16 protein-coding genes and 1 pseudogene are annotated in these 19,167 nt (G+C 64.4%); 9 read left to right on the forward strand and 8 right to left on the reverse strand.

From position 1 onward, the window contains the following. Positions 1-156 precede the first annotated feature (156 nt). From accB to QCE62_RS12975, 7 genes are all read left to right on the forward strand, one after another. A complete protein-coding gene (accB, locus tag QCE62_RS12945; protein ID WP_309918504.1) occupies positions 157-630 on the forward strand; it encodes an acetyl-CoA carboxylase biotin carboxyl carrier protein in 474 nt (157 codons plus the stop codon). A gap of 224 nt (positions 631-854) precedes the next feature. Next, positions 855-2,222 carry an acetyl-CoA carboxylase biotin carboxylase subunit gene (accC, locus tag QCE62_RS12950; protein WP_309918506.1) on the forward strand — a complete coding sequence of 456 codons (1,368 nt, stop codon included), beginning with the start codon at positions 855-857 and terminating at the stop codon, positions 2,220-2,222. A 34-nt stretch (positions 2,223-2,256) separates the two neighbouring features. Next, positions 2,257-3,159, forward strand: coding sequence for a 50S ribosomal protein L11 methyltransferase (gene prmA / locus QCE62_RS12955; RefSeq protein ID WP_309918509.1), 903 nt, complete (start codon positions 2,257-2,259; stop codon positions 3,157-3,159). Between the two features lie 50 nt (positions 3,160-3,209). Then, on the forward strand, positions 3,210-4,538 hold the full coding sequence (locus QCE62_RS12960) for a DUF3426 domain-containing protein (protein WP_309918512.1): 1,329 nt from the start codon (positions 3,210-3,212) through the stop codon (positions 4,536-4,538). Positions 4,539-4,656: 118 nt separating this feature from the next. Beyond that, on the forward strand, positions 4,657-5,157 hold the full coding sequence (gene tpx, locus QCE62_RS12965; protein ID WP_309809870.1) for a thiol peroxidase: 501 nt from the start codon (positions 4,657-4,659) through the stop codon (positions 5,155-5,157). Positions 5,158-5,279: 122 nt separating this feature from the next. Further along, the gene (locus QCE62_RS12970) at positions 5,280-6,218 is read left to right on the forward strand and encodes a carbohydrate kinase family protein (RefSeq protein ID WP_309918514.1); all 939 of its coding nucleotides are present in this window, start codon (positions 5,280-5,282) and stop codon (positions 6,216-6,218) included. Positions 6,219-6,236: 18 nt separating this feature from the next. Beyond that, positions 6,237-6,716, forward strand: a complete 480-nt coding sequence (locus QCE62_RS12975) for a hypothetical protein (protein ID WP_309809876.1) — start codon at positions 6,237-6,239, stop codon at positions 6,714-6,716. A gap of 244 nt (positions 6,717-6,960) precedes the next feature. Here the strand turns inward: QCE62_RS12975 and QCE62_RS12980 are convergent, their stop codons facing one another. The 4 genes and pseudogenes from QCE62_RS12980 to QCE62_RS12995 form a co-directional block, all read right to left on the reverse strand. Further along, positions 6,961-7,635 (reverse strand): histone H1-like DNA-binding protein, encoded by a 675-nt coding sequence (locus QCE62_RS12980; protein ID WP_309918516.1) that lies wholly within the window; start codon positions 7,633-7,635, stop codon positions 6,961-6,963. Between the two features lie 30 nt (positions 7,636-7,665). Beyond that, positions 7,666-7,999 (reverse strand): annotated as a pseudogene (locus QCE62_RS12985) (hypothetical protein). A 104-nt stretch (positions 8,000-8,103) separates the two neighbouring features. Further along, the gene (locus tag QCE62_RS12990) at positions 8,104-9,357 is read right to left on the reverse strand and encodes a ribonucleotide-diphosphate reductase subunit beta (protein ID WP_309809883.1); all 1,254 of its coding nucleotides are present in this window, start codon (positions 9,355-9,357) and stop codon (positions 8,104-8,106) included. Positions 9,358-10,112: 755 nt separating this feature from the next. Beyond that, a complete protein-coding gene (locus QCE62_RS12995; RefSeq protein WP_309811677.1) occupies positions 10,113-10,331 on the reverse strand; it encodes a DUF3820 family protein in 219 nt (72 codons plus the stop codon). A gap of 122 nt (positions 10,332-10,453) precedes the next feature. Between QCE62_RS12995 and QCE62_RS13000 the strand changes: the two genes are divergently transcribed. Then, complete coding sequence (locus tag QCE62_RS13000; protein ID WP_309918519.1) at positions 10,454-11,851, forward strand: MFS transporter; 1,398 nt, start codon at positions 10,454-10,456, stop codon at positions 11,849-11,851. 278 nt (positions 11,852-12,129) lie between these two features. Here the strand turns inward: QCE62_RS13000 and QCE62_RS13005 are convergent, their stop codons facing one another. From QCE62_RS13005 to QCE62_RS13020, 4 genes are all read right to left on the reverse strand, one after another. Continuing rightward, the gene (locus QCE62_RS13005; protein ID WP_309918522.1) at positions 12,130-15,165 is read right to left on the reverse strand and encodes a ribonucleoside-diphosphate reductase subunit alpha; all 3,036 of its coding nucleotides are present in this window, start codon (positions 15,163-15,165) and stop codon (positions 12,130-12,132) included. Between the two features lie 581 nt (positions 15,166-15,746). After that, positions 15,747-16,349, reverse strand: a complete 603-nt coding sequence (gene ampD / locus QCE62_RS13010; protein ID WP_309918525.1) for a 1,6-anhydro-N-acetylmuramyl-L-alanine amidase AmpD — start codon at positions 16,347-16,349, stop codon at positions 15,747-15,749. Further along, positions 16,346-16,687, reverse strand: coding sequence for a PP0621 family protein (locus QCE62_RS13015; protein ID WP_309918528.1), 342 nt, complete (start codon positions 16,685-16,687; stop codon positions 16,346-16,348). The genes ampD and QCE62_RS13015 overlap by 4 nt, the downstream gene beginning before the upstream one ends. A 29-nt stretch (positions 16,688-16,716) precedes the next feature. Then, positions 16,717-17,661, reverse strand: coding sequence for a cytochrome c biogenesis protein CcsA (locus tag QCE62_RS13020; protein ID WP_309918530.1), 945 nt, complete (start codon positions 17,659-17,661; stop codon positions 16,717-16,719). Positions 17,662-17,782: 121 nt separating this feature from the next. Between QCE62_RS13020 and ffh the strand changes: the two genes are divergently transcribed. Then, positions 17,783-19,150: a signal recognition particle protein gene (gene ffh, locus QCE62_RS13025; RefSeq protein ID WP_309918533.1), complete on the forward strand. Its 1,368-nt coding sequence runs from the start codon at positions 17,783-17,785 to the stop codon at positions 19,148-19,150. Positions 19,151-19,167: the final 17 nt, after the last annotated feature.

Below are 19,167 nucleotides of genomic sequence, written 5' to 3' on the forward strand. Positions count from 1 at the left end.
CGACGTCAGAGCCATCATGCACGTTCCCTTCGGGCAGGCGCGCCGGAACAGCGACGCCGCTGTTGCACCGGCTCGCGGCTGAAGCAGTCAGAGCACCCACAAATCAAGTCAAGCACCGGGCAGCCCGGTCTCCAAGTATTGAAAGGGGATTTTTCGATGGACCTTCGTAAACTCAAAACGCTGATCGACCTCGTCTCGGAATCCGGCATCTCGGAGCTGGAAGTGACGGAAGGCGAAGGCAAGGTTCGCATCGTCAAGAATGCCGCGCCCGTGTACATGCAGGCGCCGCAACAGTACGCGCCGCAAGCGCCGATGCAGTCGGGCCAGCACATGGGTGCGGTCAGCGAAGCCGGCGCCCCGGTTGCCGCCGGCGCACCGGCCGCAGCCGTGCAGGGCCACGTCGTGACCTCGCCGATGGTCGGTTCGTTCTACCGCGCACCCTCGCCGGGCGCAGACCCGTTCGTGCAGGTCGGCGATACGGTGAAGGAAGGCCAGACGCTGTGCATCATCGAAGCCATGAAGCTCCTGAACGAGATCGAGTCCGACAAGGCCGGCGTCGTGAAGGAAATCCTCGTCGAGAACGGCCAGGCGGTGGAATACGGCCAGCCGCTCTTCGTCATCGGCGACTGACGCGCCGCCGCGCCGGATGCGCCGCTTCTTCGTCGAACGCAGCCTGAACGCGCGCACTTTGCCCATGCCGTCGCCATTGCTGTCCGGCATTGCGTCCAGCGCGCAGACTCGCTCGCGAACCCGCTTGCGAACCCGTTCGCAGACCTCGTTCGCCCGAGCCGCGCGCGCCGCCGATTGGATCCCCGAGGGCCGCTCGCGCGTGCCCATTGATGAGCCGACCCACCATGTTTGAAAAAATTCTTATTGCGAACCGCGGCGAAATCGCGCTTCGCATCCAGCGCGCGTGCCGCGAGCTGGGCGTCAAAACCGTTGTCGTCTATTCCGAAGCCGACAAGGAAGCCAAGTACGTCAAGCTCGCCGACGAAGCCGTGTGCATCGGACCGGCGCCGTCGAATCTCTCCTACCTGAACATGCCTGCGCTCATCAGCGCGGCGGAAGTCACCGACGCCGAAGCGATCCACCCCGGCTACGGCTTCCTGTCGGAGAACGCGGATTTTGCCGAGCGCGTCGAGCAGTCGGGCTTCACCTTCATTGGCCCGCGCCCGGAAACGATCCGCATGATGGGCGACAAGGTCACGGCGAAGCAGACCATGATCAAGACCGGCGTGCCGTGCGTGCCGGGTTCGGAAGGCGCATTGCCGGACGATCCGCGCGAAATCGTGAAGATTGCCCGCGTCATCGGCTATCCGGTGATCATCAAGGCGGCCGGCGGCGGCGGCGGACGCGGCATGCGCGTGGTGCATACCGAAGCGGCGCTGGTCAACGCCGTCAACATGACGCGCGAGGAAGCCGGCCGGGCCTTCGGTAATCCGCAGGTCTACATGGAGAAATTCCTCGAGAACCCGCGGCACATCGAGATCCAGGTGCTGTCGGATTCGTTCCGCAACGCCATCTGGCTGGGCGAGCGCGACTGCTCGATGCAGCGCCGTCACCAGAAGGTAATCGAGGAAGCGCCGGCGCCGGGCATCGCGCGGCGTCTGATCGAACGCATCGGCGACCGCTGCGCCGACGCCTGCAAGAAGATGGGCTATCTCGGCGCGGGTACCTTCGAGTTCCTTTACGAGAACAACGAGTTCTACTTCATCGAGATGAACACGCGCGTGCAGGTCGAGCATCCGGTGACGGAGCTCATCACGGGCGTCGACATCGTGCAGGAGCAGATCCGCATCGCCGCGGGCGAAAAGCTCACGATCCGCCAGAAGGACATCCAGTTCCGCGGTCATGCGATCGAATGCCGGATCAACGCGGAAGATCCCTTCAAGTTCACGCCGTCGCCAGGACGCATCACGTCGTGGCATACGGCGGGCGGCCCCGGCATCCGCGTCGACTCGCACGCCTACGCGAACTACTTCGTGCCGCCGAACTACGATTCGATGATCGGCAAGCTCATCGCCTACGGCGCGACCCGCGAGCAAGCCATCAACCGCATGCGCATCGCGCTGTCGGAGATGGTCGTGGAAGGCATCCAGACCAACATCCCGCTGCATCGCGAGATGATGATCGACGCGAAGTTCGTCGAGGGCGGCACGAGCATCCATTACCTCGAGAACAAGCTCGCCGCGCGTCAGGCGGCCGTGGCCGAAGAATCCTGAAGCCCGCAGCAAGAAAACCCGCAAGAGAGTCAGCATGAGTTATCGGGAACTGATCGCCGAACTGGACCGCGAGCACGCGGAAGCGCTGTCGGATGCGCTGCTCGACGTGGGCGCGCTGTCGGTTTCCGTCGAGGACGCCGACGCCGACACGCCCGACGAACAGCCGCTCTTCGGCGAGCCCGGTCTCGTGCCGGAAAAGAGTGCGTGGAAGCGTTCGCGCGTGGTGGCGCTGCTCGCCGAGGACGCCGAACCCGCCGTGTTGCTGGCGGCGGCCGCGAATGAAATCGGGCTGGACGCGACGCCGTCGTTCAGCGTGCGCGATGTCGCCGAGCAGGACTGGGTGCGATTGACGCAGGCGCAGTTCGATCCGATCTCCATCGGCGAGCGCATCTGGGTCGTGCCGTCGTGGCACGACGCACCGGACCCGGACGCGCTCGTGCTCGAACTCGATCCGGGTCTCGCGTTCGGCACCGGCAGCCATCCGACCACGCGCCTGTGCATGGAATGGCTCGAGCAATCGGTCAAGCCCGGACAGTCATTGCTCGACTACGGCTGCGGCTCCGGCATCCTCGCCATTCTTGCGAAGAAATGCGGCGCGGATCCGGTCACCGGCATCGATATCGATCCGCAGGCTGTCGAGTCCGCCCGCCACAACAGCGAGCGCAACCACGCGGCCGTGGCCTACGGCCTGCCCGATGAATGTCCGTCCGGCGAATTCGATATCGTCGTCGCGAACATTCTTTCGAACCCGCTCAAGCTGATGGCGTCGATGCTCTCGTCGAAGGTCAAGCCGGGCGGCCGGATCGCGTTGTCGGGCGTGCTCGCGCGCCAGGCCGACGAGGTTGCGGCGGCCTATGCGAAGTGGATCGACATCGGCGTCTGGCGTGAGCACGAAGGGTGGGTATGTCTGGCCGGAACGCGGCGCGAAAGTCATTAAAATAGCGCCATCGTCCACGAACCGGCCGCAAGGCCAACGGCACTTCTTATATGGCGCTGGCAACCCGCTGCCCCCACTGCGAAACCGTCTTCAAGCTCGACCCTCACCTGCTCGCGCCGCATGACGGCCGCGTGCGCTGCGGCCACTGCCAGGAAGTCTTCGACGCCGCGCATCATCGCTTCGAACTGCCCGACGAAACCGCCGCGTCCGCCATCCCGCAGCACGCCGCGATCATCGACGACGACGCCGCGATCGGCCCGTCCACGCACACGGCTCCCGCCGACCCGCCGCCCGTAGCGGACGCGCCGCCGAGGCCGCGGCCGTTCACGCCGCCGCCTGCCGCACCTGCTGCACCTGCTGCACCCGTTTCAGCGCCGGAGGAAGACGAAGACCGCACGGCCTACGCACACGCTCCGGCGTCGCCACAGACGCCGTCACCGGCGCCGCAAGACGACGCCACGCAGACCGCATCGAGCGACGCCGCCAACGAACCGTCCGCCGAACCGCAAGCGCCGCCGCGCGTGAAGCAGTTCGTTCGCGCGGGCGCGCCGCAGACGCGGCCCGATGCGCCGTTTGCTTCGCCGGTCGAACCGCCTCCGCCGCCGTTCAGGCCGGCCTCTTCGTCGTTCGATCCGGTCGACGATCGCGCCGAGCCGTTCATCGGTCCGGTGGACAAGGCGCCGGAGACGCCGCCTCAGCGTCCCGCGCCGGAACCCGCCTCAACCCCGGCCGCGCCCGCCTGGGCCGACGATCCCGAACCGGGTTTCGGCGATAGACGCGCCGGCAATGCGCGCGCGGCCAGCGCCAACGAAGCCTTTCCCGCGATGCGCGAAACGATGCATGACCCGATGCGCGACGCGCCCCGCCCGCCGGCCGCTGCGGAAGGCAACGCGCGCAAGGGCAAAGGCGGCCGTATCGCCGGGATCGTGCTGGCGGTGCTGCTGGTGCTGCTGCTCGTCGCGCAGCTTGCCTGGTGGGAGCGCGAGACCGTCATGGTGAACGTGCCCGGCGCGCATGCCATTTACGCCGATGTCTGCGATCAGCTCGGCTGCAAGGTTTCGCCGCCGCGCGACATCGACGGACTCCAGATCGAAAGTTCGGGACTGCGCCAGGTGGACGGCCCGCACAAGCTCGAACTGAAACTCTCGCTGCGCAACCGGATGGATGTCGCGCTCGCCTATCCCGCGCTCGAACTCACGCTGCTCGACGACAAGAACAATGTCGCCATCCGCCGCGTGCTCTGGCCGCAGGATTACGCGCGACCGGGTACGATATTCGCCATCGGCCTTCCGCCGCAGAGCGCGCAGCCGGTCGTCGTCCGGCTCGATACCGGCGACGCCGTCGCCGCGAACTACCGGGTTCAGGTCTTTTATCCGTAATGGCGGGCCGGCGCGCGAGCGTCAGGCCTCCCTGTTCCACATGACGCGCGTCACGGCCTTCGCGGTTCGTGCACGCGCGGTTTTCCCGTCAGCATCTGACAATTCTCTGGAGCGCAACATGAGTCAAGTTACCCTCGGCGGCAATCCCATCGACGTAGGCGGCACGTTCCCGGGCAAGGGCCAGCCGGCCAGCGAGTTCACGCTCGTCGGCACGGATCTCGGCGACGTCAAGCTCGCCAGCTTCGCCGGCAAGCGCAAAGTGCTGAACATCGTGCCGAGCCTCGACACGCCGACCTGCGCCACCTCCACGCGCAAGTTCAACGAAGCCGCCAGCAAGCTGGACAACACGGTGGTCGTGGTGGTGTCGGGCGACCTGCCCTTCGCGATGAAGCGCTTCTGCACGACCGAAGGGCTCGAGAACGTCGTGTCGGCATCGACGTTCCGCGGCCACGAGTTCGCGCAGTCCTACGGCGTCGACATCACGAGCGGCCCGCTGCGCGGCCTGACGGCGCGCGCGGTCGTCGTGCTCGACGAAAACAACACGGTGCTGCATTCGCAACTCGTCCCTGAGATCAAGGACGAGCCGAACTACGACGCCGCACTCGCCGCACTGAAGTAACGCTGAAACGCGGGCCGCACTGAGCGGCCCGCGCGCATGCGGGGCGCGATGCCAGGCGCCGTCGCGCCCCGCATGCGCATGCGCTTTCCCTCTTCCGGCTTCCAACAATAAGGACGTTCGCCTTGGCTACGCTCATCTGCGGCTCGCTCGCCTACGACAACATCATGACCTTCCAGGGCCGCTTCGGCGACCATATCCTGCCGGACCAGGTGCACATGCTGAACATCAGCTTCCTGGTGCCGACGATGCGCCGCAACTTCGGCGGCTGCGCGGGCAATATCGCGTACGCGCTGAAGCTGCTGGGCGGCGACGCGAAGATCATGGCCACGCTCGGCGAAGCGGATGCGCAGCTGTATATCGACCGGCTCGACGCGCTCGGTTTGTCGAAGGAATACGTGCGCGTGCTGCCCGACCAGCATTCGGCGCAATGCTTCATCACCACCGACCTCGCGAACAACCAGATCACCGCGTTCCATCCGGGCGCGATGATGGAATCGCACCTCAACCGCACCGAGGAAGCACGCGGCGTCTCGCTCGGCATCGTCGCCCCGGACGGGGCACAAGGTATGCGGGAGCATGCCGAAGGGTTTGCCAAAGCGGGCGTGCCGTTCGTCTTCGATCCGGGTCAGGGATTGCCTATCCTTGAAGGTGTAGAGCTTTGTCGCATGATTGAACTTGCCACCTACGTGGCGGTCAACGATTACGAAGCCAAGCTGTTGAGCAACAAGACGGGATGGTCAATTGAAGACATCATGAGCCGCGTCAAGGCGCTCGTGATTACGCGCGGCGAACACGGCGCGCAGATCCATCACGCGGACGGCGTGCTCGAGGTGCCGGCGGTGCAGGCGCGGCAAGTGGTGGATCCCACCGGTTGCGGCGACGCGTTCCGCGGCGGCTTGCTCTACGGCATCGAGAATGCGCTTGGCTGGGAAAAGACCGGGCGCCTGGCAAGCCTGATGGGCGCGCTGAAGATCGAGCATCAGGGGCCGCAGACTTACGCGCCCACGCGCGCCGAGATTGAAGAACGCTATCAGCAGGCTTTTGGAAGCAGCCTGTCGTAACTGATTTGGAGCAAGGGTATGAAAACGGTAAGTCGTGTCGTGCTGGCGGCGGCGCTCATCGGCTCAGTAGCGATGACCGGCTGTGCCTATAACAGCAGTTCGCCGGACGTCTACACGTCCTCGCAGGCGCAGCGCGAGGAGACGGTCCGCATGGCCACCGTCGAAAGCGTGCGGGGCGTGAAGATCAGCTCGAACAACGGCCAGCCGAGCGGCCTGGGCGCCATCGGTGGCGGCGCGCTGGGCGGCGTCGCGGCGGCGAGCGCGATCGGCGGCGGCAACGGTTCGATCATCGCGGGCATCATCGGCGGCCTGGCGGGCGCAGTCGCGGGCAACGCGGTGGAGAACAACGTGGCCACGAAGAACGGCCTCGAGATCACCGTGCGCCTCGACAACGGCGACCTCCGCGCCATCACGCAGACCGCCAACGGCGAAGTCTTCCAGGCAGGCGAGCGGGTGCGCCTGCTGTCGAGCGGTGGCGTGACGCGCGTGACGCACTGAACGTCCAAAACACTTCAACAGGACTGACCGGGCGCATGCATCGAACGATGCATGCGCTTTTTCTTTGCCCGCGCACAGCGAGCTTGCCGATGCGACTGGCTTGGCGCAATCACGCCTGCGCGTTCCCGCCATACGAATGAAAAACCCGCCGCCGGGTTGCCCCGGACGGCGGGTTCAGTCCGGGTAGCATTACCCGGACTCAAGGCACATCGCAATGTGCCGGTTTGCTGCCTGCTACGCGAACTTACGGACGGCTGCCCGTCGGGAACGGCCATGCTGCTGCCGGGTTCAACGCCGTCTTGACCGCTGCGGCCGGAGCCGGAGCAGGCGCCGAAACGGTCGTTGCCGTCGTGGCAGGAGCGGCAGCCGTGGTCTTCTTCGCAGCAGCGGCTTTCTTGGCCGGAGCTTTTTTCGCAGGGGCCTTTTTCGCAGCGGGTGCAGCAGCAGGCGCAGGGGCTGCGGTCTTCGCAGCAGCCTTTTTCGCGGGAGCCTTTTTCGCAGCGGCCTTCTTCGCTGCGGCCTTCTTCGCCGGCGCCTTCTTCGCGGCAGCCTTCTTCGCAGGCGCCTTCTTGGCGGCTACTTTCTTGGCTGCGACCTTCTTCGCTGCGGCCTTTTTCGCGGGCGCCTTCTTGGCTGCGACCTTCTTCGCTGCAACCTTCTTCGCCGCGGCCTTCTTCGCCGGCGCCTTCTTGACTGCGACCTTCTTCGCTGCAACCTTCTTCGCCGCGACCTTCTTCGTTGCAACCTTCTTCGCCGCTACTTTCTTGGTTGCGACTTTCTTGGCTGCGACTTTCTTTGCCGCGACCTTCTTCACAGCGACCTTCTTGGCTGCGACCTTCTTCGCCGGAGCGGCCTTCTTGGCGGTGACTTTCTTTGCTGCAGCCTTTTTAACGGCGGTTTTTTTCTTGGCAAGTGCCATGGTTTACTCCTTCAGGTTTTCAGATGAGAGTCAGTTCAAACAACACCCTTCGTCAAAACCCGCTTCCCACGTGTCGCCTTTCTCGACAGCGCACGCTACGAAGCGGATTATTCATCGGCGTACGCTGATCCCACCTGCTTACGCTAATGAATACGGCAAGGCGCGCCGTGCCCCGAGGCACCGCGCGCCAAATTGAGTCAGCACCACGTCTTCGTGGCGCCGGCCATCGCTTGATCGAGCCAGCGGGCCTGCCGCTGGCATATTCCGGGGGGAAGTTTGCCCATCCCTTTGCAGGGAATGCACAACGCCTGTCTTCTGTTCGAGCCGATAATCGGCGCGTTGAATTGCTAGGCGCACATTGCATCAGGCGACCGTTCTCCTAAACCTTGTTGGTCCGGGCGCGCGTGAGCGACACGCTGCTGCCCGGCCATCCCATCGATTTCGTCTGCAACACGTCCTGGATTTTTATTATTCCCAGGTCAGCGCGCCGCCGGTTTGATACTCAATCACGCGTGTCTCGAAGAAGTTGCGTTCCTTCTTCAAGTCGATCATCTCGCTCATCCACGGGAACGGGTTTTCCTCGTTCGGGAAGAGCGGGTCCAGTCCGATCTGCTGGCAACGCCGGTTGCAGATGAACCGCAGGTAGCTTTTGAACATCGACGCATTCAGGCCGAGCACCCCGCGCGGCATGGTGTCTTCCGCGTAGCGATATTCAAGTTCCACCGCCTGCTTGAAGAGTTCGCGGATCTCGGCCTTGAATTCGGCGGTCCACAGTTGCGGCTCTTCCAGCTTGATCTGGTTGATGAGGTCGATGCCGAAGTTGCAGTGCATCGACTCGTCGCGAAGGATGTACTGATACTGCTCCGCCGCGCCCGTCATCTTGTTCTGGCGACCCAGCGCCAGAATCTGCGTGAAGCCCACATAGAAGAACAGTCCTTCCATGATGCAGGCGAACACGATCAACGACTTCAGCAATTTCTGGTCCGCTTCCAGCGTGCCGGTCGTGAAGGCCGGATCGGTCAGCGTCTGGATGAACGGAATGAGGAACTCGTCCTTGTCTCGGATCGACTTCACTTCGTGATACGCGTTGAAGATCTCGCTTTCGTCGAGGCCCAGCGATTCGACGATGTACTGGTACGCGTGCGTGTGGATCGCCTCTTCGAATGCCTGGCGCAGCAGGAACTGGCGGCACTCCGGAGCGGTGATGTGACGGTACGTGCCCAGCACGATGTTGTTCGCTGCAAGCGAATCCGCGGTTACGAAGAATCCGAGATTGCGCTTGACGATGCGGCGCTCGTCGTCCGACAGACCGTTCGGGTCTTTCCACAGGGCGATGTCGCGCGACATGTTCACTTCCTGCGGCATCCAGTGGTTCGCGCAGCCGGCGAGATACTTTTCCCACGCCCACTTGTACTTGAACGGCACGAGTTGGTTGACGTCGGTCTGGCCGTTGATGATGCGCTTGTCGGCGACATTGACGCGGGCCTCGCTCTGCGCGGCGATGGCGCCGGCGGAAGGCGTGGCGGCTGCGGGCGGAACGAAGCCATCGGAGAAGATGTTGGTCGTGTTCGCTTGCGCAGCTTGATGAGTGGCTTGATGAGCATGCGCAACTTGCGTTGCAGCTTGCGTACCGAAAGTCGTGCCTTGAGCGTTACGCAACGCGTTCGGTTGCGGAGCGCTCGAGGGAGCTACGGCAGTGGTCTCGTCATCCCAGTTGAGCATAAATTCTCACCATCAATTTAGATCGGTTTGTACCATCTTTTTCTGAGCGTTAAAAGAGTTTGCTCATGAAAAATCTCGTTTTCTTGCGATTTGGATTCCACGTTGCTACTTGCAAACAACACTCGACAGAGCGTGATGTGTTTGAAGCCTGATGCGATATCCGTTCAAACGTGTGTGAAGCGATCCTGATCGAGTGACTTCGACGACCTCGCGAGGTCAGTGCAGCGTGCTTCATGCAGCTTGTCTCGCTGCCTTGAGAGCCTCGCCGTACAAGGCTTTGCGGCTTGGGTACTCAACACGGCAGTGTCATGCGGACCGTTGTGCCGCGAGCATCGCGTCATGCAGCGCGCCCGATGATCGATGCAGCGAAGCGTCGCTCGCTTCATGCATCGACGATGTCGCTCGACGACACTCGATGCGAAACGAAAGATGCGTGAAGAGCGACTGCTTGCGAGGTGCCCGAACGATGACTCGCATCACGTGTTCTTGCCACTCACTCGCGCGCTTCGATGACCTCCGTTGCGCGTCATCGCACACCCTTCGCTCCACACCTTCGCTTCGCTCGCAACACGCTCGCGGCAGCCTGCTCATATGCCCTGCAAGACCGCTTGAAGACCGCTCGCGCGCTTCGGATTCGTTGCCGAAGTTTAGCATTCGATGCCTCGCTTTTCCACAATATCTTGTGCTTGCAAAATCCTTCAACACAACCTATAGCGCGTTAACACCACGACCCGAAACCCCGCGAAACCGCGCTGTCAGGCCTTCCCGCCACGCAAGGGATCGAGCAGCGAGCGCAGGTTGTTGTGGTCGATCTCATGCATCAACGCGAGCAGCCTGCCGAGCTTGCCCTCTGGAAAACCCTCACGCGCGAACCATGCGAGATAGTGCGCGGGCAGATCGGCGATGACGCGATCCTTGTACTTGCCATACGGCATCTTCATCGTGATGAGTCGTTGCAGGTCTTCCGGTTCCATCTTGTCCTCACGCATTGAGCAATGTTCTTCGCGCCACGTTGCGCACAGCAATCCTTCAGCGACTGCTCCATATCGGTGCCATAATCGCCGCTCTCGCTGCCAAGAGTTGATCGCGATTCGCCATGCCGCTTGCCGTCAAAGCTTTCGTTGCCCCTCTCATCGTCGCGTGTGCGATGTTCATGGAAAGCGTCGACGCCAACGTCATCGTCACCGCGATCCCCGAGATGGCTCGCGCCTTCGGCCGCGATCCCGTCACGCTCAAGGTTGCCGTCACGAGCTACGTGCTCGGCCTCGGCGTCTTCATCCCGATCTGCGGCTGGGTCGCCGACCGCTTCGGCGCGCGAGTCGTGTTCCGCACCGCCATCGGCATCTTCGTCGTGGGCTCGCTGCTGTGCGCGGCGTCCACCTCGCTCGGACCGTTCACGGTGGCGCGGTTCATCCAGGGCGTAGGCGGCGCGATGATGGTTCCGGTCGGCCGCATCATCATCTTCCGTTCGGTGCGCCGTTCCGAGTTCATCCGCGCGATGAACTACCTCTCGCTGCCCGCCATGCTCGGGCCCGCCATCGGACCGCTGCTCGGCGGCTTCATCACGACCTACCTGCACTGGCGCCTGATCTTCTTCATCAACATCCCGATCGGCATCCTCGGCATCTGGCTCACGAATCGTCATATCGCCAACTCGCGCGAGGAGCATCCGGGACGGCTCGACTGGTTCGGCTTCTTCCTCTCGGGAAGCGCCGGCGTGCTGCTGCTGCTCGGGCTCTCGCTCGTCGGCGGCGAACTGATTCCGCAAGGCACCGCCTGGGCGATGTGCGCCGCCGGCGCGCTGCTGGTCGTGCTGTACTGCATCCACGCGCGCCGCGCCGACAAACCGCTGCTCGACCTGCGCTTCTTCCGCGTGCCGACCTTCCAGGCCAGCGTGCTAGGCGGCTCGATGTTCCGCATCGGTCTCGGCGCCGTGCCGTTCCTGCTGCCGCTCGCGTTGCAGGAAGGCCTCGGCATGACCGCGTTCAAGTCCGGCGCGATCACCTGTGCGTCGGCGTTCGGCGGCATGTTCATGCGCTCGCTCGCCTCGCGCGTGCTGCATCGCTTCGGCTTCCGGCAGACGCTGTTCTATAACGCGGCGCTGTCGGGCATCGCGATTGCAGCATGCGGTGCGTTCTTCCCCGGCACGCCCGCGTGGTTGATCTGGGCAGTCGTGCTGCTCGGCGGCTTCTTCCCCGCGTTGCAGTTCACGAGCCTCAACTCGCTCGCCTACGCGGAGATCGAGACGCGCGACGTCGGCCGTGCGACCAGCCTCGCGAGCTTCGTGCAGCAGGTGTCGCTGGGCCTCGGCGTGACGGTCGCGGGCATCACGCTGGAGTTGTCGCAGTATCTGAACGGCCATGCCACCGTGCAGTGGTCCGATTTCTGGCCGGCGTTCCTCGTCGTCGGCCTGTTCTCGTTCTTCTCGATGCCGATCACCGCGCGCCTCGCGCACGATGCGGGTACCGAGATCTCGCGGGGTACGCGCGGCTGAGCGTTCGGGAGTTCGACCGGGCGGCGTTTGCCTGCATGGTGCTCGTCGGCGTGGCGTTGAGCTTTGCGTCGTCTGGCTCCTTCGGCTGCGTGCCTTGAGCCGTTGCGGTTCGCCTGCCTGGCCTGCTTCGCTTTCGCCCTCACGCCCTTCGCCGTCACACCCTTCGCAACCGTCCCACCGCGCCCGCGACAATCCAGCCCGCACCGCAAAACAAACGGGCCGGCACCGGAGCGAAACGCTGCTCCGATGCCGGCCCGCCCGACCGGCTCAACCTGCGCTTACTGGCAGGCTTCGCACTCGTCGAAGCCCGGATCGCCCGGACGCATCATGCACACGGGACCATCCGCTTCCGGGGCCGTCTCGACCGCCTGCGCGCTCGCTGCCGCCGCGTTGAAGCCGCCGTTGCCCGCCGCCGATGCACCATTCGCACCGCCATTCACGCCGCCGCCGAAGCCGCCGTTCGCACCCGAGGCACCATGGCCGCCGTTGCCGCCGTTGCCCGACGGCACCGCGTTCAGCGCGCCGTGCGCGACCGTCGACTTCTCGACGTGCGTCGCGGCCATCGTGCGGAGGTAGTACGTGGTCTTGAGGCCGCGAAGCCACGCGAGCTTGTAGACCTCGTCGAGCTTCTTGCCTGACGCGCCTGCCATGTAGATGTTGAGCGACTGCGCCTGGTCGATCCACTTCTGACGACGCGACGCCGCCTCGACCAGCCATTTCGGATCGACTTCGAAGGCCGTTGCGTAGATGGCGCGCAGGTCAGCCGGAACGCGGTCGATGCGCGACAGCGTGCCGTCGAAGTACTTCAGATCCGACACCATCACTTCGTCCCACAGGCCGCGCGTCTTCAGGTCGCGGACGAGGTAGTCGTTCACCACCGTGAATTCGCCCGACAGGTTCGACTTCACGTACAGGTTCTGGAAGGTCGGCTCGATGCACGCCGACACGCCGATGATGTTCGAGATCGTCGCCGTCGGCGCAATCGCCACGCAGTTGGAGTTGCGCATGCCGTGGGTGGAAATGCGCGAGCGCAGTTCCGGCCAGTCCATCGATTCCGACGCATCCACTTCCACGTAGCCGCCACGCGCTTCGGCCAGCAGCTTCAGCGAATCCTGCGGGAGGATGCCGCGATCCCACAGCGAGCCGCGATACGTCGCGTAACGGCCGCGCTCTTCCGCCAGCTCTGTCGACGCGTAGTAGGCGTAGTAGCAGACGGCTTCCATCGAGCGATCGGCGAACTCCACGGCTTCGTCCGACGCGTACGGCGTGCGCAGCAGGTGCAGGCAGTCCTGGAAGCCCATGATGCCCATGCCGACCGGACGATGCTTCAGGTTCGAGTTACGCGCCTTCGGCACCGCGTAGTAGTTGATGTCGATCACGTTGTCGAGCATGCGCATCGCGACGCTGATGGTGCGCTTGAGTTTCGCCTGATCGAGCGCGTAGCTGCCGTCGGCCTGCTTGACCATGTGCGCGACGAGGTTCACCGAGCCCAGGTTGCAGACGGCGATTTCCGTGTCGCTGGTGTTCAGCGTGATTTCCGTGCACAGGTTCGACGAATGCACGACGCCGACGTGCTGTTGCGGCGAGCGCACATTGCACGGATCCTTGAACGTGATCCACGGATGGCCGGTCTCGAACAGCATGCCCAGCATCTTGCGCCACAGTTGCGCCGCCGGAATCTTCTTGAACAGCTTGAGTTCGCCGCGCGCGGCTTTCTCTTCGTAAGCCGTGTACGCCTTCTCGAAGTCCGCGCCGAACAGGTCATGCAGGTCCGGGCAGGTGGACGGCGAGAACAGCGTCCAGTCGCCGCCTTCCATGACCCGCTTCATGAACAGGTCGGGAATCCAGTTCGCCGTGTTCATGTCGTGCGTGCGGCGGCGGTCGTCGCCGGTGTTCTTGCGCAGCTCGAGGAATTCCTCGATGTCCAGGTGCCACGTCTCCAGGTACGCGCACACCGCGCCCTTACGCTTGCCGCCCTGGTTCACGGCCACGGCCGTGTCGTTCACCACCTTGAGGAACGGCACGACGCCCTGCGACTTGCCGTTCGTGCCCTTGATGTGCGAACCGAGCGCGCGCACGCGCGTCCAGTCGTTGCCCAGGCCGCCCGCGAACTTCGAGAGCAGCGCGTTTTCCTTGAGCGCCTCGTAGATGCCGTCGAGGTCGTCGGCGACCGTCGTCAGGTAGCACGACGACAGCTGCGAGCGGTGCGTGCCCGAGTTGAACAGCGTGGGCGTGGACGACATGAAGTCGAACGACGACAGCACGTTGTAGAACTCGATGGCGCGCGCTTCGCGGTCAATCTCGTTGAGCGACAGGCCCATCGCGACGCGCATGAAGAATGCCTGCGGCAGTTCGATGCGCGTGCCTTCGACGTGCAGGAAGTAGCGGTCGTACAGCGTCTGCAGGCCGAGGTAGCCGAACTGCAGGTCGCGGTTCTGGTCGAGCGCGGCGCCGAGGCGCTTCAGGTCGAACTGTTGCAGCTTGTCGTCCAGCAGCCCGGCTTCGATGCCGCGCTTGATGAACTGCGGGAAGTATTCGGCGTAACGCTCGCCCATGTCGGCCTGCGTCACTTCCTCTTGAAGAATTTCGCGGCGGATCGTGTGCAGCAGGATGCGGGCGGTGACCTGGCTGTAGGCCGGGTCCTTCTCGATCATCGTGCGCGCGGCGAGGATCGCGGAGTCGTAGACCTGCGACATCGGCACGCCGTCGTACAGGTTCTTCACCGTTTCCGCGAGGATCGGGTCGGCCGACACGGCGTCGCCCAGGTTCGCGCAGGCGGAGGCGATCAGCGCCTTCAGTGCGTCGAGGTCCAGCGGGCGCGTGACGCCGTTGTCGGTCACGTTGATGACGCCGCCTTCATGCGACTGCGCGTTGGGGTTCGCCGAACGTTCCTGCGACCGCTGTTGCGTGCGCTTCTCGCGATACAGCACGTAGGCACGCGCGACGTTGTGCTCGCCGCCGCGCATCAGCGCGAGTTCGACCTGATCCTGGATGTCTTCGATATGGAACGTGCCGCCGTGCGGACGGCTGCGCACGAGCGCGCGCACGACCGCCTGGGTCAGTTGCTCGACGAGCTCGCGCACGCGCGCGGAGGCGGCGCCCTGGCCGCCGTTCACGGCGATGAACGCCTTGGTCACCGCGATCGCGATCTTCGACGGCTCGAACGACACCACGCTTCCGTTGCGACGAATGACCTTGTAGTCGGCGAACGTCGTGTTCGGCGCGAGCGCCTGGGCGCTCACGGGCTGCGCGCCGCCCATCGGCTGGGTGGAGGCGCCTTCGAAGGAAGTCGTGGCGGTGTCGGTGGTTTGCATGTGCAAAACTCCTGGTGTTCGAATGGTGCGGATGGTCCGCGGATTTATCACTTATGCCGCGCGTGCGTCATGAGTCGTCATGCGGCGCGCGGTGTTTTGGCGGTAAAGCCGGGCTGTGAATGCAGCAGGCTCTGGAACGCGATTCGCGGCGATGGCGGCCCGCATCGTTCTTGGCGTCCATGCGGTGCCCGCGTTGGCGCGCGGTGTCGGTCGACGCAACTCGCCCCCTTGCATGCTTCTTCACGGTGCTGCTTGCTGGCGCTCGATGCCCGCGCAGCCTCTTTCGCATCGAAACCTGCATCGAAAGAAACCGCCTCGCGCACCGCCCCGGGCCAGCCAAACTTCTTCTACGCCGGAAAGCCAACGGCGCCGGCTCAAGGAGCGGGCGCCGCTTCAACAACACAAGATCTAGTGCAAATTACGTCTGTCGGCACCAAGTATAGTGGGCATCCGCGCAGTCTCAAAAACTTTTTTCTGCTTCATTGGGATTGACTTTTTCCGCCTCAAGCGCGGTAAAGGTATCGCGCGTCTCCGTGCTGCGTCGCAACGAGAAAAATCTTGCTCGGTGTCAGCAACCCGGCTCAGTCGCGCGGCAGGAACGGGAAGAACGAGGGCGGCAACGCGCTGTCGTGACGCAGGCGCGGCCAGTCGAAGTGAGTGCCGGGATCGGTCTTGCGTCCCGGCGCGATGTCGGCGTGCCCGGCGAGCGCGTCGATGGGATAGCGCTTCACGAGCAGGCGCACGAGCGGGCCGAGCGCGCCGTACTGCGCGTCCTCGAAGGGCAGGCGGTCGCTGCCCTCCAGCTCGATGCCGATGGAAAAGTCATTGCAGCGCTCGCGTCCCCGAAACGACGAGACGCCCGCATGCCACGCGCGTTCGTCGCAGGAAACGAATTGCTGGATCTCACCGTTGCGGCGAATGACGAAGTGAGCGGACACGCGCAACCCGCGCAGCTGATCGAAGTACGGATGCGCGTCGTGATCGAGCCGGTTGAGGAAGAAGTCGGCGATGGCGTTCGTCGTGAAGTCGTCGGGCGGCAGGCTGATGTTGTGTACGACGATGAGCGTCGGCGCCGCGTTGCCCGGACGCGCCTCGAAGTTGGGCGACGGCAGGCGCTGCGCGTTCGTGAGCCAGCCCTGCCCGTCGATGTGCGCCGGGTCCGTGCTGCCGCCGCCTGTGTTCATCGCGCGTCGCGGCCAGTCGGACGGTTGGCGTGGGCGCGCGCGTGATCGGTACAGCAGAAGCGCTCGCCCGCGACGACGATCGCTTCGCTGCGCGGCGTGTGCACGCCGCATTGCGCGCATTGGATCAAAGGATCGGCGAGTTGCGGCGGCTGGGCTGCCGAGGCGCCCGAGCCGTTGCCATTGCGCGCACGGCCCGCGCCGGCGCCGCTGAAGCCACCTGCGCTCGCGCCGCCGGCCGCGGTGTCGCCTTGTTGCGCGCGCTCGTTCGCGCGGCGCAGCTTCTTCAAAAGCCACTGGCTCAGGAAGAACAGGACGATCAGAAAGAGGAAATTTCGCATGAGTACGGTCAGAAAGAAGAGCGCGCCGCTCAGACCACCGCGCGATGCAGCAGCACTTCGAACACGAAGCGGCTGCCGACATAAGCGAGCAGCAGCGCGGCGAACGACGCCAGCACCCAGCGCAACGCAGCGCGTCCGCGCCAGCCGGAGATGCGACGCGCGGTCAGCAGCGCGCCGAACATCAGCCACGAGAGAAACGCGAACACGGTCTTGTGATCGAGGCGCAGCGCGCGATCGACCAGTTGCTCATTGAACGCGATGCCCGAGACGAGTGTCAGCGTGAGCAGCACGAAGCCTGCCGCGATCAGCCGGAACAACAGCTTCTCGAGCGTGAGAAGCGGCGGCAATGTGTCGAGCCAGCTGGCGAGCCAGCCATTGCCGGTGTGACGCGTGGCCATTCCGCGCATGCGCTGCAGGCGGCGTTCGAGCATCAGCATCAGCACGGCGTGCAGCGCGGCGATGGCGAACAGCCCGTAGGCGATGTTCGCGATCAGGAAATGCACCTTGAACATCGGCGCGGCGGAATACGACAACACGCGCACGCCGCCGAACAGCAAGGGCATCAGCGACGCGATGCACGCGAGCGGCAGCACGAGCAGACGCAGGCCGTCGAGCGGGAAGAAAAAGCTTTCGATCCAGTAAATGCCCGCGCCGAGCCAGAACATCGCGGAGAGTGCGAACGCGAAGCCGAAGATCATCGCGTTCTGGGGAAAGATGGTGGTGTGCAGCAAGACGCCATGCACCAGCAACGCCACTAATAATAGTGAGCGTCCGACGCCGCTCATGCCGGACGCCTTCGACTGAGGCGCAGCCGGGACGGAAGACGGCACCGGAGACCGCACCGCCGCCCCGAATCCCGCCGGCGGCATGCCCGCCAGCGCCGGCTCCACGGCCGGGTGGCGATGCGCGCGCCAGCCCGCCACGGCAAGGCCGCCGTAGAGAAGCGCAGTGAGGGCATACAGTACAATATCCATGTTCGAAGTTTACACTAGGCCCCTGAGTCACGACGTTTTGCCCCTTGCGCCAGCGCGGGGCGAAACCTGAGCCGGCGTACGACACCGCGCCGAAAAGGGCCCCCTTTCCTACCGTTTCCCCATGCTCGATAACCTCACTCAACGGATGGCGCGCGTCGTCAAGACGCTGCGCGGCGAGGCCCGCCTCACTGAAGCCAACACCCAGGAGATGCTGCGCGAGGTGCGCCTCGCATTGCTCGAAGCGGACGTGGCGCTGCCGGTGGTGCGCGAGTTCATCGCGAAGGTGAAGGAGAAGGCGCTCGGCGAGGAAGTGCTGTCGAGCCTGTCGCCGGGCCAGGCGCTCGTCGGCGTCGTCCAGAAGGAACTGACGGCCGTGATCGGCGGCGATTACGAAGGCAAGGCCGCCGAACTGAATCTCGCCGTCACGCCGCCCGCCGTGATCCTGATGGCCGGCCTGCAGGGCGCCGGCAAGACCACCACCACCGGCAAGCTCGCCAAGCTGCTGCGCGAGAAGCAGAAGAAGAAGGTCCTGACCGTTTCCGTCGACGTGTACCGTCCCGCCGCCATCCGTCAGTTGCAGACGGTGACGGAGCAGGTCGGCGCGGACTTCTTCCCGTCCGAACCCGACCAGAAGCCCGCGGATATCGCGCGCGCGGCCATCGACTGGGCGAAGCGTCACTTTCATGATGTGGTGATCGTCGATACGGCCGGCCGTCTCGGCATCGACGAAGCCATGATGAAGGAGATCAGCGAACTGCACGGGCTGCTCAAGCCCGCCGAGACGCTGTTCGTCGTCGACGCCATGCTGGGTCAGGATGCCGTCAACACCGCAAAGGCCTTCAATGACGCGCTGCCGCTGACCGGCGTCGTGCTCACCAAGCTCGACGGCGATTCGCGCGGCGGCGCGGCGCTCTCCGTGCGTCACGTCACCGGCAAGCCGATCAAGTTCGTCGGCGTCGCGGAAAAGCTCGACGGCCTCGAAGTCTTTCATCCGGACCGCATGGCGAACCGGATCCTCGGCATGGGCGACATCCTCGCGCTGGTCGAGGAAGCACAGCGCGGCGTCGATACCGCCGCCGCGCAGAAGCTCGCCGACAAGGTCAAGAAAGGCGGCGACTTCGACCTGAACGACTTCAAGGCGCAGCTTTCGCAGATGAAGAAGATGGGCGGGCTGTCGTCGCTGATGGACAAGCTGCCGGCGCAGTTCCAGCAGGCCGCGCAGGGCGCGGACATGAACAACGCCGAGAAGCAGATGCGCCGCATGGAAGGCATCATCAATTCGATGACGCGCCAGGAACGCGCCAAGCCCGAGCTCATCAAGGCCGCGCGCAAGCGCCGGATCGCGGCGGGCGCGGGCGTGCACGTGCAGGAAGTCAACCGCATGCTCAATCAGTACGAGCAGATGCGCGGGATGATGAAGAAGCTGAAGGGCGGCAACCTGCAGAAGATGATGCGTGGCATGAAGGGCATGATGCCGGGCATGCGCTGAGCTTCGCTTCCTTGAAC

It is taken from the genome of Caballeronia sp. LZ033 (assembly GCF_031451265.1).
Classification (GTDB): domain Bacteria; phylum Pseudomonadota; class Gammaproteobacteria; order Burkholderiales; family Burkholderiaceae; genus Caballeronia.

Bases quoted from the DNA above. Each gene is read 5' to 3' on its own strand.
- QCE62_RS13020 (WP_309918530.1), bottom strand. From the start codon at position 17,661: ATGGATATTGTACTGTATGCCCTCACTGCGCTTCTCTACGGCGGCCTT.
- QCE62_RS13015 (WP_309918528.1), bottom strand. From the start codon at position 16,687: ATGCGAAATTTCCTCTTTCTGATCGTCCTGTTCTTCCTGAGCCAGTGG.
- tpx (WP_309809870.1), top strand. From the start codon at position 4,657: ATGAGTCAAGTTACCCTCGGCGGCAATCCCATCGACGTAGGCGGCACG.
- QCE62_RS12980 (WP_309918516.1), bottom strand. From the start codon at position 7,635: ATGGCACTTGCCAAGAAAAAAACCGCCGTTAAAAAGGCTGCAGCAAAG.
- QCE62_RS13000 (WP_309918519.1), top strand. From the start codon at position 10,454: ATGCCGCTTGCCGTCAAAGCTTTCGTTGCCCCTCTCATCGTCGCGTGT.
- QCE62_RS12995 (WP_309811677.1), bottom strand. From the start codon at position 10,331: ATGGAACCGGAAGACCTGCAACGACTCATCACGATGAAGATGCCGTAT.
- QCE62_RS12975 (WP_309809876.1), top strand. From the start codon at position 6,237: ATGAAAACGGTAAGTCGTGTCGTGCTGGCGGCGGCGCTCATCGGCTCA.
- QCE62_RS12990 (WP_309809883.1), bottom strand. From the start codon at position 9,357: ATGCTCAACTGGGATGACGAGACCACTGCCGTAGCTCCCTCGAGCGCT.
- prmA (WP_309918509.1), top strand. From the start codon at position 2,257: ATGAGTTATCGGGAACTGATCGCCGAACTGGACCGCGAGCACGCGGAA.
- accC (WP_309918506.1), top strand. From the start codon at position 855: ATGTTTGAAAAAATTCTTATTGCGAACCGCGGCGAAATCGCGCTTCGC.
- accB (WP_309918504.1), top strand. From the start codon at position 157: ATGGACCTTCGTAAACTCAAAACGCTGATCGACCTCGTCTCGGAATCC.
- ampD (WP_309918525.1), bottom strand. From the start codon at position 16,349: ATGAACACAGGCGGCGGCAGCACGGACCCGGCGCACATCGACGGGCAG.
- QCE62_RS12960 (WP_309918512.1), top strand. From the start codon at position 3,210: ATGGCGCTGGCAACCCGCTGCCCCCACTGCGAAACCGTCTTCAAGCTC.
- QCE62_RS13005 (WP_309918522.1), bottom strand. From the start codon at position 15,165: ATGCAAACCACCGACACCGCCACGACTTCCTTCGAAGGCGCCTCCACC.
- ffh (WP_309918533.1), top strand. From the start codon at position 17,783: ATGCTCGATAACCTCACTCAACGGATGGCGCGCGTCGTCAAGACGCTG.